This is a genomic window from Mycobacteriales bacterium (genome assembly GCA_040902655.1).
GTDB lineage: Bacteria > Actinomycetota > Actinomycetes > Mycobacteriales > SCTD01 > SCTD01.
On sequence record JBBDWV010000049.1, the window covers coordinates 11442 to 24521 of the forward strand.

Below are 13080 nucleotides of genomic sequence, written 5' to 3' on the forward strand. Positions count from 1 at the left end.
GCCCTTGCGTCCTGCTGAGAGGAGAGCTCTGCGCCGAGGTCAGCAGGACGTACGAGGGTCAGGCTGCGGGGCGACGCCAGCCGCGGGAGCAGAAGAGCTCCTCCAGGGCGTCCAGCACGGCACCCTCATCCAGCCGCCACGCGACCATGGGTATCCGGACGACCGTCCGACCCTCGACCGCGAGCCCCACGTCTCGCAGCAGGTCCTGCAGGCGAGCCTCTGGCAGGTCGTGCTGCGGTCCGTCGATCTCGAGTGTCACCTCCTGGTCCGGGAAGTCCACGTCGAGGTACTGGTTGCCCGAGGGGCGCCGGCGCAGGGACTGCCGCGCCGGCTCGGGCAGCCCCCGCCGCCGCAACGCTGCGGCGACGTCGAGCTCGTTCAGGCTGCGTACGCCGTCGGAGACATCGCTGGCGATCCTCACCAGCAGAGTCCGGCGACGGTGGCGCCGTACCGTCGCCACGGCGTCGTACAGCTCGAGAGGTGAGGCCTTGCGCTGCTGGACGACGAGGGTCAGGAACAGCGTCGCCTCCCGGTCGGTGCGCGCCCACAACGCGGCGTGCACCGCTGCCCGCGACGGCTGCACCCGCGGAATGCCCATCCGGAGGACGTCGTCCTCGCACCAGCGCCGGCTCTCGTGGAATCGGACGCCCTTCAGGCGGACCCGGCGGCTGCCCTTGGCCACGATCACGTGGATGACGTCGTCGGTCAGGGCGTCGATCCCGGCCTCCTGAAGGGCGGTGGCGCCGTCGAGCGCCGCTCTCGGGCCACCCTCGAGAACGGCGACCCAGCGGTTGGCGGCCGTCGGCAGTGGACCGTTGTGCAGAGCCACGGTCTGCCTGCCGGTCCGTTGCCACCGGCCGACCCGCAGCTCGTGACGCACCAGCCAGCGCGGGACGCCCGCGGCGTAGAGCTGCCGACGGCTGACCACCTGCGCCTGCAGCCGGCCCGCGCGAGCCGCGGCCGCACGGGCCAAGAGCGGCGGGAGGTGCTGAACACTGCGGAGGAGAGCCGTCATGGCGGGCAGTGGAGCAGTTGCTGCGCCGGAAAGCGACGCGCGGCGGCCAGCTGTGGACGACCCTGCGTCCTGCCCACAGGAGCAGCCGCCCGCCTGCTCAGCAGGACGTACGGCGCCCAGCTCCCGAGGCACGCCCCGTACGTCCTGCTCAGAGGCGACCCCCACGCGCGGCGGAGCAGGACGCAAGGAAGCAACGCCGCCCCGAGGTGGGCACCCGGCGGCGGCGGTGGGACCGGGCTCGGGGCAGGATGACCGGCATGGCAGAGCAGACGCAGGAGTGGCGGGTCGAGCACGACACGATGGGCGAGGTGCGGGTCCCGAAGGACGCGCTCTACCGCAGCCAGACGCAGCGTGCGGTGGAGAACTTCCCCGTCAGCGGTCAGCGGCTCGAGCGGGCGCACATCGAGGCGCTGGCCCGCATCAAGGCCGCGGCAGCCAAGGTCAACGCCGACCTCGGCGTGCTCGAGCCCGAGCTGGCCCGGGCGGTCCAGGACGCCGCCGCCGAGGTGGCCGCCGGTGACCATGACGCGCACTTCCCGGTGGATGTCTTCCAGACCGGTTCCGGCACCAGCAGCAACATGAACATCAACGAGGTGCTCGCGACGCTGGCGAGCAGCAAGCTCGGCAGCGCGGTGCACCCCAACGACCACGTGAACGCCAGTCAGTCGAGCAACGACGTCTTCCCGAGCAGCATCCACATCGCCGCCACGAGCGCCGTCGTGACAAACCTGATCCCCGCCCTCGAGCATCTGGCCGCCGCACTCGAGCGCAAGCGCGAGGAATTCGCCGGTGTCGTGAAGTCCGGCCGGACCCATCTGATGGACGCCACCCCCGTGACGCTCGGGCAGGAGTTCGGCGGCTACGCCGCCCAGATGCGGTACGGCATCGAGCGCCTGCAGGGCAGCCTCCCCCGGCTGGCCGAGCTCCCGCTCGGCGGCACCGCCGTCGGCACCGGCATCAACACCCCGCCCGGCTTCAGCGCCACCGTCATCGCCGAGGTCGCCCGCGAGACCGGCCTCCCGCTGACCGAGGCCCGCGACCACTTCGAGGCGCAGGGGGCACGCGATGGTCTGGTCGAGACGAGCGGGCAGCTTCGCACCATCGCCGTCAGCCTCAACAAGATCAGCAACGACCTGCGCTGGATGGGCTCGGGTCCGCGCGCCGGCCTCGGCGAGATCCTGCTGCCGGACCTGCAACCGGGCTCGAGCATCATGCCCGGCAAGGTGAACCCGGTCATCCCCGAGGCGACCCACATGGTGTGCGCGCAGGTGATCGGCAACGACGCCGCGATCGGCTTCGCCGGCGCCGCCGGCAACTTCGAGCTCAACGTGATGCTGCCGGTGATGGCACGCAACCTGCTCGAGTCAATCCGCCTGCTGGCCAACATCTCCCGCCTGCTCGCCGACCGTACGATCGACGGGACCGTGGCCGACGAGGAGCGCTGCCGCGAGCTGGCCGAGTCCTCCCCCAGCATCGTCACGCCGCTGAACAAGTACATCGGGTACGAGAGCGCCGCCAAGGTGGCCAAGCAGGCCCTGAAGGAGAAGAAGACGATCCGGCAGGTCGTGCTCGAGGGCGGCTACATCGAGCAGGGCGATCTCACCGAAGTCCAGCTCGACGAGGCACTCGACGTGCTGAGGATGACTCGGCCCGGGTTGTAGGCGCCCCGCCCCACAGAGCGCCCCGACGGGCATTGGCCGCCGGGCACCTACAGGGGAAGGTCCTCGAGCATCTCGGTGACCAGCGCGGCGATCGGCGAGCGCTCGGACCGGGTGAGCGTCACGTGGGCGAACAGCGGGTGCCCCTTGAGTGCCTCGATGACGGCAGCCACCCCGTCGTGCCGGCCGACGCGCAGGTTGTCGCGCTGCGCGACGTCGTGGGTGAGCACCACCCGTGAGCCCTGCCCCAGCCGGGACAGCACCGTGAGCAGCACCCCCCGCTCGAGCGACTGCGCCTCGTCCACGATGACGAATGCGTCGTGCAGCGAGCGGCCGCGGATGTGGGTGAGCGGCAGCACCTCGAGCAGCCCTCGCGCGAGCACCTCCTCGACGACCTCGGGAGCGACCAGGGCGCCGAGGGTGTCGAAGACGGCCTGCGCCCACGGGCTCATCTTCTCGGCGCTGTCACCGGGGAGGTAGCCGAGGTCCTGGCCGCCGACGGCGTACAGCGGGCGGAAGACCACCACCTTCTTGTGGGCCCGCCGCTCGAGTACCGACTCGAGCCCGGCACACAGGGCGAGCGCGGACTTGCCGGTGCCGGCGCGCCCACCCAGCGACACGATCCCGACGTCGGGGTCGAGCAGCAGGTCGATCGCGACCCGCTGCTCGGCCGAGCGGCCGTGCACGCCGAACGCGTCGCGGTCGCCGCGTACCAGCCGGACGCTCTTGTCCGGCGCCACCCGGCCGAGCCCGCTGCCGCGCTCGGACAGCAGCACCAGGCCGGTGTGGGTGGGCAGCTCACGGGCAGCCTCCAGCTCGAGCCGGCCGTCGGCGTAGAGCAGGTCGAGGTCACTGCCGGCCAGTTCGAGCTCGGCCATCCCCGTCCAGCCGCTGGAGACCGCCAGCTCGGCGCGGTACTCCTGGGCCGTCAGCCCGATCGATGCGGCCTTGACCCGCAGCGGCAGGTCTTTCGAGACGAGCACGACATCGGCACCCTCGGACGCGAGGTTCGCTGCGACCGCGAGGATCCGGCTGTCGCCGTCGTCACTGCGAAAGCCGGCCGGCAGTGCGGAGGCGTCCACGTGGTTGAGCTCGACCCGCAGCGTCCCGGAGCCGATCGGCAGCGGGCGGTCCAGCCGGCCGTGCGCCACCCGCAGGTCATCGAGCAGCCGCAGCGCCTGTCGGGCGAACCAGCCGAGCTCGGGGTGGTCACGCTTGCCCTCGAGCTCGCTGACGACGACGAGCGGGACGACCACCTCGTGCTCGGCGAAGCGGGCCATCGCACCCGGGTCGGACAGCAGGACGGAGGTGTCGAGGACGAAGGTCTTCACGAGGAGCTCCCGGCGCGCCTGGCTGTTCGGACCGGGACCGGGCCACGGGACCGGGCGCCGGCCCCCTCGCGTGCAGGTGCGCACATCGGGCCTCCCGTGCGACCGACGGTCTGCCGGCCGCTGCCCCGGACGGTAGGACGCGCCTGTACCCCGGGGCGGCGCGACACGCGGCGCCCCCGGGTGAACCCGAGCCACCGACGTCCCACCGCCCCGGGTGATCCACGCGACGTACGAGGTGGTTCTGCGCTGCGGATCCACCTCAACGTCCGCGTGGATCACCGAGGGTGCGGGGGTGGAGAGCCCGGGTACGGAAGTCAGGTGCCGAAACGGCGCTGCCGGGCGGCGTAGGCGCGCAGGGCCCGCAGAAAGTCCACCCGGCGGAAGTCGGGCCAGAACGCTTCGCAGAAGTAGAACTCGCTGTGCGCGCTCTGCCAGAGCAGGAAGCCCGACAGCCGCTGCTCGCCGCTGGTACGGATGACCAGGTCGGGATCGGGCTGGCCCCGGGTGTAGAGGTGCTGCGAGATGTGCTCGACGTCGAGCAGGTCGGCTACCTCCTCGAGGGTGCGGCCCTCCGCCGCATGCGCCTGCAGCATCGAGCGCACCGCGTCAGCGATCTCCCGGCGCCCGCCGTAGCCGACCGCCACGTTCACCTCGACGCCAGGCCGGCCTGCCGTCCCGGCCGCCGCTACCTCGAGGACGCTCGCGGTGTCGGCCGGCAGCAGGTCCAGCGCACCGACGATCCGCAGGGTCCAGCGGTCCTGCGGCCCGGCGAGATCGCTGACCAGCTTCTCGATGATGCGGAGCAGCGGGGCGAGCTCGGGCTCGGGGCGACTCAGGTTGTCCGTCGACAGCAGCCACAAGGTGACCAGCTCGACCCCGGCCGAGTCACACCAGCCGAGCAGGTCCCGGATCTTGCGGGCGCCGGCGCGGTGGCCGGAGTTCGGGTCGTCGAGGCCGAGCTCCTTGGCCCAGCGGCGATTGCCGTCGACGATCACTCCCACGTGGCGGGGAACAGCAGCGCCGGAACGCTCGAGCGCGGAGGCCAAACGGCGCTCGTAGAGGCCATAGGCCAGGTCGCGCAGCCCCACCGTCCGCCTCCCCGTTCCGGCCGGCCCGGCCGGACCCTTCGGCAAGCCTATCCGTCCCGCTCGGGCCGGCCGGAGCCTGCGCGAGGCGATCCGCCGCGCTGCGGCCGGTCCGGCCTCAGCCGACCGGCCGGCGGACCCCACGCAGGTCGATCTCGCGCTCCGGGGCGGCGCCGACCGCGGCACACTCGGTGAGCAGCTGCTCCAGCAGCGCGAGCAGTTCGTCGCTGCAGAGGACCGCCCGCACACCGACGCCGTCCGAGCCCCAGGCGTCCAGGACGGCGTGGCGGCGCAGCCGCCACCGCCCGCGCCCGCCGTCCGCTCCGGGCTGCAGCCAGGTCCGCACGTCACGCACCCACACCCGCAGCTCACCGCTGGCGCAGACGTCGTCCGGGTCGCGGGACAGGAACGAGAACAGCTCCCGCTCACGCGGTACGTAGTGCTGGAAGGCACGCCAGGCCTGGTCGGCGTCGGTGTCGGCGTCCGCCGCCCAGGCCCGAAGGCCCGCTTCGAGGGCGCCGGCCGGGAACTCCTGATCGGTCTCGCGTGCGGCACGCAGTCGCAGCGCCGTGCTGGCCAGCAAGAAGCCGCAGCGCTGTCCGACCTCACCGAAGGGCACGCCGTGACGCAGCATCCGGAGCGTCACCTCGTACGGCACTTTGCTGCGGTCCAGGCACGGCACCGGCACGACCGTCAGCACCGACCCGTCGGTACACGTCACGTCTGCCATGGCGGAGCCATTCTTTCCGCCGCGACGCCGAAGCAACCGCCGACAGGCCGAACGCGGTCCCGCGGCACGGCGTTCGGGTCCGGCGAGCCGGTCAGCTCCGCGCGAGCCGCTCCACGAGTGCGGCGTGCTCGTCGGCGATCGCCTGCGGCAGGCGGTCGCCGAACTGGCCGAAGTATTCCGGCATCAGCGCCGCCTCCTGCTTCCACACCTCGACGTCGACCGACAGCAGCAGGTCCAGGTCGCGCTCGGGGACGTCGAGGCCGTCGAGGTAGAGCTCACCGGCCGCCGGGAGCACGCCGATGGGGGTCCGGACGCCGTCGACGGTGCCCTCCAGCCGGTCGACGATCCACTTCAGCACCCGGCTGTTCTCACCGAATCCGGGCCACAGCCAGCGGCCCTCCGCGTCCTTGCGGAACCAGTTGACGTAGTACAGGCGCGGCAGCTTGGCCGGGTCGGCCTGCTCGCCGATCGCGAGCCAGTGCGCCATGTAGTCGCCCATGTTGTAGCCGCAGAACGGCAACATGGCGAACGGGTCGCGGCGCAACTGCCCGATTGCACCGGCCGCCGCGGCCGTGGTCTCGGAGGAGACCGACGCACCGAGGAACGTGCCGTGCTGCCAGTCGAAGGACTCCGTCACCAGCGGTACGGCGGTGGCGCGCCGGCCACCGAACAGGATCGCCGAGATCGGGACGCCCTTCGGGTCCTCCCACTCCGGCGCGATCGTCGGACATTGTCCGGCGGGGGTGGTGAAGCGCGCGTTCGGGTGGGCCGCCGGCGTGCCGGAGGCCGGAGTCCAGTCGTTGCCCTTCCAGTCGGTCAGGTGGGCCGGCGGCTGCTCCGTCAGGCCCTCCCACCACACGTCCCCGTCGTCGGTGAGGGCGACGTTGGTGAAGATCGAGTTTCCGTAGAAGGTTCTCACGGCGTTGGCGTTGGTGCCCTCGCCGGTGCCGGGCGCCACGCCGAAGAAGCCGGCCTCCGGGTTGATGGCGTAGAGCCGGCCGTCCTCGCCGAAGCGCATCCAGGCGATGTCGTCGCCGACGGTCTCGACCTTCCAGCCGGGGATGCTCGGCTGGAGCATCGCCAAATTGGTCTTGCCGCACGCGCTCGGGAAAGCGGCCGTCACGTAGCGCGGCTCACCGCCCGGCGGGGTGAGCTTGAGGATGAGCATGTGCTCGGCCAACCACCCCTCGTCGCGGGCCATCACCGAGGCGATGCGCAGCGCGAAGCACTTCTTGCCCAGCAGAGCGTTGCCGCCGTATCCGCTTCCGTAAGACCAGATCTCGCGGGTCTCGGGGTAGTGGACGATGTACTTGGTGTCGCTGCAGGGCCAGGGCACGTCTGCCTGGCCGGGCTCGAGCGGCGCCCCCACCGTGTGCACCGCGGGGACGAAGAAGCCGTCCGTGCCGATCTCGTCGAGCGCCGCCTTGCCCATCCGGGTCATGATCCTCATGGAGACGACGACGTACGGGCTGTCGGTGATCTCGACGCCGAGCTGGCTGATCGTCGAGCCGAGCGGGCCCATGCAGAACGGGACGACGTACATCGTGCGCCCGCGCATCGAGCCGTCGAACCGCGGCGCGAGGGTGGCCCTCATCTCGTCCGGCGCCATCCAGTTGTTGGTGGGACCCGCGTCCTGCTCCTGCGCCGAGCAGATGAACGTGCGGTCCTCGACACGGGCCACGTCGCTCGGGTCGGAAGTGGCGTAGAAGCTGTTCGGGCGCTTGCTCTCGTCCAGCTTCACGAAGGTGCCGTTGTCGACGAGCAGTGCGGTGAGCCGCTGCCACTCCTGCTCGGAGCCGTCGCACCACACGACCCGGTCGGGCTTGGTCAGTAGCGCGATCTCGCGCACCCACTCGACCAGCTTGGCATTGTCCGTGGGGGGCGAGTCCAGCCCGGGCATCGTGGGCGACTTCGTCATGTCTGCCTCTCCGTCGAGGTGTCCCGCGACAGGAGCCCGCAGGCATGTTCCTGGGCGGACGAATGAGAGGATTCTATCCCGGGCTGCTCGACGCCCCATGTGAGATCCGCCACCCGTACGACACGCAGGAGACACATGCACGATGCCGTGGAAGCCAAGGTTTCCGAGCTGGCGGCAGCGATCAAGCCGCGGCTGCGCGGTGTGCTGCACCAGGCCGCGTTCGCCGTCTCGCTGGTCACCGGGACAGCCCTGGTCTGCCTGGCCGAGGGCGGCCGCGCCCGGGCCGCCGCGCTCGTCTACGCCCTGAGCGTGGCTGCGCTGTTCGGCACATCGGCCGCCTACCACCGGCGCTCGTGGGGTCGGCGGGGCAACGAGGTCATGAGGCGGCTCGACCATTCGATGATCTTCATCCTCATCGCCGGGACCTACACCCCCTTCTCGCTGCTCCTGCTCGAGGGCACCGTCCGCTGGGTCGTCTTCGGCGTCGTCTGGGGCGGCGCGGCGGTGGGTGTGGTCCTGCGCAACACGGTCCGCCGCCCGGCCCGGTGGCTGTTCGTGGCGCTCTACCTCGTGCTCGGCTGGGTCGCCCTCGGGGTGTTGCCGCAACTACAGGAGGCGGGGGGGCTGCGGGTCGTGGTGCTGCTCCTGCTCGGCGGGCTGTTCTACAGCCTCGGTGCGGTGGTCTATGCGCTGCGCCGGCCGGACCCCTCACCGCAGTGGTTCGGCTTCCACGAGGTCTTCCACGCGTTCACCGTGCTCGCCTTCGCGACGCACTACGTCGCCGTCTCGTTCGCGACCTACGGCGCCTCGTCCTGACCGGCGCCCGCCCCGGCTGATCGCCCCGCGGCCCTGTCCCGGGTCCCCACGGCGGCCAGGAGCACCGCGAGACACAGGACCGCGGTCCAGCGCTGGTGCGCGGCCTCCCACCCCGGCGCGCCGGGAGCCGGGGCCAGCAGCGCCCACCGGGCCGGCAGCAGGTTCGCCGCCAGGACCGCTCCTGCGACGGCGGGCGCCATGAGCAGACCTGGCTCGGCGATGCCGCGCCAGGTCTGGAGGACGACGGCACCGGCGGCTGCGAGCGATGCCAGAGCCGCGGCCTCCAGGCTCAGCGCGGCGGCCGGGACATCGCCGCCCACGGCCGCGGCGAGGAGCAGCAGGCCGCACCAGATGCCGGCCGCGACCGCGCCCGCCAGCCCCACCCGGGCCAGGACCCGCCGGCGCAGTGGCGTGGGCGAGGCCGCGAGGACGTCGTACGACGGGTCGTCCACGGCGAACGCGACGGCGCACGCGAGCAGTACCGCGGCGCCGCGCAGGACCAGCACTGCCCCGAACGGGTCGTCGAGCGAGCCGCTGGCCGCCACGCCCAGCGCTGCCGCCGCCGCGCAGCCGCCGAGCAACGACCGGCGCGACAGGGCGCGCCAGGACCAGCGGAGCCGATCGGTCACGGCAGCTGCGCCCAACCGGCAGCCAGCATGGCCGCCGTCAGCAGGCCGCCGGCCACCAGGACAGGCAGCCGCGAGGCGGCCGTCCGCAGCAGCGCCCCGGCCGCGGCCATGCCGCAGAGCGCGAGCAGGTACGCGTCGTGCCACGCGACCGAACCGGGGTAGTAGCCGTACCAGCCGTCGGACTCGTTGTTCGGACCCCACCGGGCCCAGCTGACCTCGGTGCCCAGGCTGCGGTACTGCTCGGCGCCGTTGCTGACGGCCACGTTGAACGCGACCATTGCCACCATCATGACGAGGGCGACGCCGGGGTAGGGGGCCCAGCGCCCGACCATCACGCCGAGCAGCGCGCCACCGAGCACGGTGAGAGGGCCCTGCGCGAGGTGCCAGAACGACGGCGTCACGATGAACATGTCGCGCATCGCGAACACTGCGAACGCCAGCGTGACGAGAGCGGCATTCAGCAGCGCGGGACCGAGTGCGGCCAGGCACAGACCGATTGTCCGGGCGTGCGGGCCGGCCGGCAGCGGCGCCAGCAGCTCGTCCGCCCCCGACCGCCGTTCCCGGGTCGTGACCAGGTTGGCCGCGAAGTAGGTGAACACGCCTGAGTAGAAGGTGGAGCCGGTGGTGACGCCGGAGAACGCCGACCGGCCCCCGTCGCTGCCGACCGCCACGATCACGGCGAGGTTGAGAGCCAGCCCGGCGAGGGCTATCGGGTGCCGGACGATCCGCCAGGCCTCGCCGCGGGCGAGCTGGACGGCAGCCGGCCACTCGCGCGAAGGAGTGGCCTCGTCGAGATCGGCCGCAAGCAGCGCGTCACCGGTCACGGCAGCTGCGCCCATCCGGTCAGGACGGCGGCCGCAGTGCACGCCGCGCCGACCGGCAGCACCCGCCAGGGGCGGGAGCTGGTCCGCAGGACGGCGCCCGCCGCTGCCATGCCGCAGAGCGCGGCGAGGTAGGCGGCGTGCCAGGCGGGCGATCCCGGGTGCACTCCGTACCAGGCCGTTCCGGGTCCGTACACCGCCCAGGACACGTACGTGCCGAGCAGGCCCGCGCCGATCCCGTCGTTGCTCTGCCAGATGTTCCACGCGAACATCGCGACCATGACCACGAGTGCCATGCCCGGGTAAGGCGCCCATCGCGCGACCATGACGCCGAGTAGCGCCGCGCCGAACACCGTGAGCGGCCCCTGAGCGAGGTGCCAGAACGTCGGGTGCACCTCGAACAGCCCCCGCAGCTCGAGCATCAGGTACCCGGTGGCGTTGAGCACGACGTTCAGCAGCGTCGGTCCGAGCGACGCCAGGCACAGCGCGAGGGTCCGCTCGTGCTCCCCGGCCGCCAGCGGGGCGAGCATCTCCCGGCTGCCGTCCCGACGGGTCCGGGTCGCGACCAGGTTGGCGGCGAAGAAGACGAACACGCCGTAGAAGAAGGTCGATGCCGTCGACATCACGTCGAACGCGTCGCGCGGCCCGTTGTCCGCGACGGACGTGAACAGCACGAGGTGCAGGGTCAGGCCCACCAGCGCGACCGGGTGGCGGACGATCCGCCACGCCTCGGGCACGGCGAGCGCGGCCGCCACCCGCAGGGACGGGACCGGCCGGAAGGCCTCCGGAGGAGCGACGCCCGCCCGCCGCTCCCGCAGGGCCACGCTCACACCGCCACCTCCGCCGGCCGTCCGCCGAGCAGCAGCAGGTAGCCGTCCTCGAGCGTGGCGTCGACGAGCTGCGCCCCGGGCGGCGGGTCGCCGACGTGGTGGAACAGCCCCGAGCCGAGCCGCCAGCCGGCCAGCGCCGCCGGATCCCGGACCTCGTCCACCCACACCCGGTCGGCGGCGACGGCGACAAGCTCGGGCACCGTCCCGGTGAACAGCGTCCGGCCGCGGTCGACGACGACGACGCAGGAGCACAGCGCCGCGACGTCCTCGGTCTGGTGCGTCGACAGCAGCACCGCGCGCTGCTCCCCCGCCTGCGACATCAGGTCGCGGAAGCGCAGCCGCTGCTCCGGGTCCAGCCCGGCCGTCGGCTCGTCCAGGACGAGCAGCCCCGGCTCCCCGAGCAGGGCCTGCGCGAGGCCGAGCCGGCGACGCATACCGCCCGACAGCGCCCGCACCTTCTTGCCTGCGACGTCCTCCAGCCCGACCAGCCCCAGCACCCGCCGCACCTCGTCGTGCCGGGCCCGCCGGTCGGTGTGCTCCTTCAGGACGGCGACGTAGTCGATCATCTCGAAGGTGGTGAACGCGCGGTGGAAGCCGGGCTCCTGCGGCAGGTAGCCGAGCCGGCGTCGGATCTCCACCCGCTCCTGCGGGTCGGCAGGGTCCAGCCCGAGCAGGCGAAGCTGCCCGGCATCGGGCGCGAGAACCGTCGCGACGACACGCAGCAGCGTGGTCTTGCCGGCGCCGTTCGGGCCGAGCAGCCCGGTGACGCCGGTTCCGGCGCTCAGCGTGACCCCGTCAAGGGCGCGCTTCCTGCCGTAGGACTTGACGAGCGAGGTCGCGCGGACGGCGGTCATGCCGATCCTCCGAGCGGTGCGGCGAGGGCGTTGCGGCGGACGACGACCAGCGCCAGCGCCGCGAGCAGGACGACGAGGCTGAGCAGCTGCGCCTCGGCCCCGACGACCGCCAGCGGATCCCGGCCCGGAGCCAGCGCAGGCGACACGACGGCGATCCACCCCGCGGCGAGGGCGAGCGCGCTGCGCAGCGGCTCGAACCACGTCGCGAGCGCGAGGGTCGCCGACGTGAGCGCCAGGGCCGGGAGCAGCCATGCCGCCGCGAGCCACGGCGCACCCGGCAGGAGCACCGCGGCAGCGCCGATGAGCAGGACCGTCGCCGCGAGGACAGCGGTGCTGCGCACGACGAGCAGCCGGAAGGAGGAGTACGGCGATGCCGCCGCGACCTCGTGCACGGGATCGGTCAGCGGCGAGAACGCGGCGGCGACACCGACGAGCGGCAGCAGCGGCGCGAGCACGAGGAACACCAGGATGCCGCGCTCGGTGGCGTGCGCGGAGGCCAGAGCCAGCGCGAGGACGGCGCCGAGGCTTGCGAACCAGGCGCCGCGCAGGGACGGCGTCGCCGCGAGCAGCCGGGCCGTACCGTCCGGGATGCCCAGCCGCAGCAGCAGCCGCTCGACGAGCGCGGGGACGGGTGCGTCGAGGCGCTCGACGATCTCGTCCCACACCCGGTCGAGCCGCGACAGGTCCACGACCGGCACCATCCGGGCGCGGCAGGCGGCGCATCCCACGACGTGCGCCTCGAGGGAGGCGGCGAGCACAGGCGGCGCCACTCCGGCGACGTAGCGCTCCAGCAGGTCCTCGTCCAGGTGCCAGCTGATCATGCCAACTCCTCTCGCAGCGCCGCGCGGGCGCGCATCATGCGGGTCTTGACCGTGCCGGCGGGAATGCCGAGCAGCTGGGCCGCCTCGCGCGTCGTGAGCCCGTCGAGGACGGTCGCCTGGACCACCGCTCTCAGCTCCGGTGAGAGCCGGCCGAGAGCTCCGGCGAGGTCGCCGTGTTCGACGCCGAGCAGAACCAGCTCCTCGGCCGAGGCGACCGCCTGCCGCTCGAAGACATGGCCGTTCACGTCCGCGAGCAGCACCGGCGTCCGGGGCGAACGCCGTACCGCGTCGACCAGCCTGCGCACCGCGATCCCCCACATCCAGGCGGCCGGTTGGCCCTGGCCGCTCCACCGGCCGGCGCCGCGCCAGATCGCGACGAAGGTGTCCTGCAGGACTTCGTCGACCAGCCCGGGATCCGGGCACCGCCGCTGCAGCCGCAACAGGAGCCAGGGCGTGTGCCGCCGGTAGAGCTCGGCGAGAGCGTCGCGGGAGCCGGCCGCGACGTCGCAGAGCAGCTGCGCGTCGTCCCGGGCGCCGCCCGCGTCCGGTGCTGCCACTGCGACCCCCCCGGC

Annotated in this window: 13 protein-coding genes; 2 read left to right on the forward strand and 11 right to left on the reverse strand. The window is 72.8% G+C overall.

Annotation, left to right across the window (positions count from 1 at the left end; translation table 11 throughout):
* Positions 1-58: 58 nt before the first annotated feature.
* Entirely contained in the window at positions 59-1015 is a 957-nt protein-coding gene (locus WD794_13325) for a hypothetical protein (protein ID MEX2291291.1), read from the reverse strand.
* Positions 1016-1272: 257 nt separating this feature from the next.
* Here WD794_13325 and WD794_13330 point away from each other — a divergent pair, with 257 nt between their 5' ends.
* Positions 1273-2676: a class II fumarate hydratase gene (locus tag WD794_13330; GenBank protein MEX2291292.1), complete on the forward strand. Its 1404-nt coding sequence runs from the start codon at positions 1273-1275 to the stop codon at positions 2674-2676.
* A gap of 47 nt (positions 2677-2723) precedes the next feature.
* Here the strand turns inward: WD794_13330 and WD794_13335 are convergent, their stop codons facing one another.
* From WD794_13335 to WD794_13350, 4 genes are all read right to left on the reverse strand, one after another.
* Entirely contained in the window at positions 2724-4004 is a 1281-nt protein-coding gene (locus WD794_13335) for a PhoH family protein (GenBank protein ID MEX2291293.1), read from the reverse strand.
* 314 nt (positions 4005-4318) lie between these two features.
* Entirely contained in the window at positions 4319-5092 is a 774-nt protein-coding gene (locus WD794_13340) for an isoprenyl transferase (protein MEX2291294.1), read from the reverse strand.
* Between the two features lie 115 nt (positions 5093-5207).
* Positions 5208-5819: a hypothetical protein gene (locus WD794_13345; protein MEX2291295.1), complete on the reverse strand. Its 612-nt coding sequence runs from the start codon at positions 5817-5819 to the stop codon at positions 5208-5210.
* 91 nt (positions 5820-5910) lie between these two features.
* A complete protein-coding gene (locus WD794_13350) occupies positions 5911-7737 on the reverse strand; it encodes a phosphoenolpyruvate carboxykinase (GTP) (GenBank protein MEX2291296.1) in 1827 nt (608 codons plus the stop codon).
* 135 nt (positions 7738-7872) lie between these two features.
* On the opposite strand from WD794_13350, the gene WD794_13355 reads away from it, so the two are divergent.
* Complete coding sequence (locus tag WD794_13355) at positions 7873-8553, forward strand: hemolysin III family protein (GenBank protein MEX2291297.1); 681 nt, start codon at positions 7873-7875, stop codon at positions 8551-8553.
* Here WD794_13355 and WD794_13360 read toward each other — a convergent pair.
* Genes WD794_13360 through WD794_13385 form a run of 6 tightly spaced genes read right to left on the reverse strand, consistent with a single transcriptional unit; the run spans position 8535 to position 13065 of the window.
* A complete protein-coding gene (locus WD794_13360) occupies positions 8535-9182 on the reverse strand; it encodes a twin-arginine translocation signal domain-containing protein (GenBank protein ID MEX2291298.1) in 648 nt (215 codons plus the stop codon). The genes WD794_13355 and WD794_13360 overlap by 19 nt on opposite strands.
* The gene (locus tag WD794_13365; GenBank protein ID MEX2291299.1) at positions 9179-10021 is read right to left on the reverse strand and encodes a hypothetical protein; all 843 of its coding nucleotides are present in this window, start codon (positions 10019-10021) and stop codon (positions 9179-9181) included. Before WD794_13365 ends, WD794_13360 begins: the two co-directional genes overlap by 4 nt.
* Positions 10003-10833 (reverse strand): hypothetical protein, encoded by an 831-nt coding sequence (locus WD794_13370; GenBank protein MEX2291300.1) that lies wholly within the window; start codon positions 10831-10833, stop codon positions 10003-10005. The genes WD794_13365 and WD794_13370 overlap by 19 nt, the downstream gene beginning before the upstream one ends.
* Positions 10830-11687 carry an ATP-binding cassette domain-containing protein gene (locus WD794_13375; GenBank protein ID MEX2291301.1) on the reverse strand — a complete coding sequence of 286 codons (858 nt, stop codon included), beginning with the start codon at positions 11685-11687 and terminating at the stop codon, positions 10830-10832. Before WD794_13375 ends, WD794_13370 begins: the two co-directional genes overlap by 4 nt.
* The gene (locus WD794_13380) at positions 11684-12508 is read right to left on the reverse strand and encodes a zf-HC2 domain-containing protein (GenBank protein ID MEX2291302.1); all 825 of its coding nucleotides are present in this window, start codon (positions 12506-12508) and stop codon (positions 11684-11686) included. The genes WD794_13375 and WD794_13380 overlap by 4 nt, the downstream gene beginning before the upstream one ends.
* Complete coding sequence (locus WD794_13385) at positions 12505-13065, reverse strand: RNA polymerase sigma factor (protein ID MEX2291303.1); 561 nt, start codon at positions 13063-13065, stop codon at positions 12505-12507. Before WD794_13385 ends, WD794_13380 begins: the two co-directional genes overlap by 4 nt.
* Positions 13066-13080: the final 15 nt, after the last annotated feature.

Coding starts and splice junctions, on each gene's coding strand:
- WD794_13350 (MEX2291296.1), bottom strand. CDS start 7,737: ATGACGAAGTCGCCCACGATGCCCGGGCTGGACTCGCCCCCCACGGAC.
- WD794_13365 (MEX2291299.1), bottom strand. CDS start 10,021: ATGGGCGCAGCTGCCGTGACCGGTGACGCGCTGCTTGCGGCCGATCTC.
- WD794_13330 (MEX2291292.1), top strand. CDS start 1,273: ATGGCAGAGCAGACGCAGGAGTGGCGGGTCGAGCACGACACGATGGGC.
- WD794_13345 (MEX2291295.1), bottom strand. CDS start 5,819: ATGGCAGACGTGACGTGTACCGACGGGTCGGTGCTGACGGTCGTGCCG.
- WD794_13325 (MEX2291291.1), bottom strand. CDS start 1,015: ATGACGGCTCTCCTCCGCAGTGTTCAGCACCTCCCGCCGCTCTTGGCC.
- WD794_13375 (MEX2291301.1), bottom strand. CDS start 11,687: ATGACCGCCGTCCGCGCGACCTCGCTCGTCAAGTCCTACGGCAGGAAG.
- WD794_13380 (MEX2291302.1), bottom strand. CDS start 12,508: ATGATCAGCTGGCACCTGGACGAGGACCTGCTGGAGCGCTACGTCGCC.
- WD794_13355 (MEX2291297.1), top strand. CDS start 7,873: ATGCACGATGCCGTGGAAGCCAAGGTTTCCGAGCTGGCGGCAGCGATC.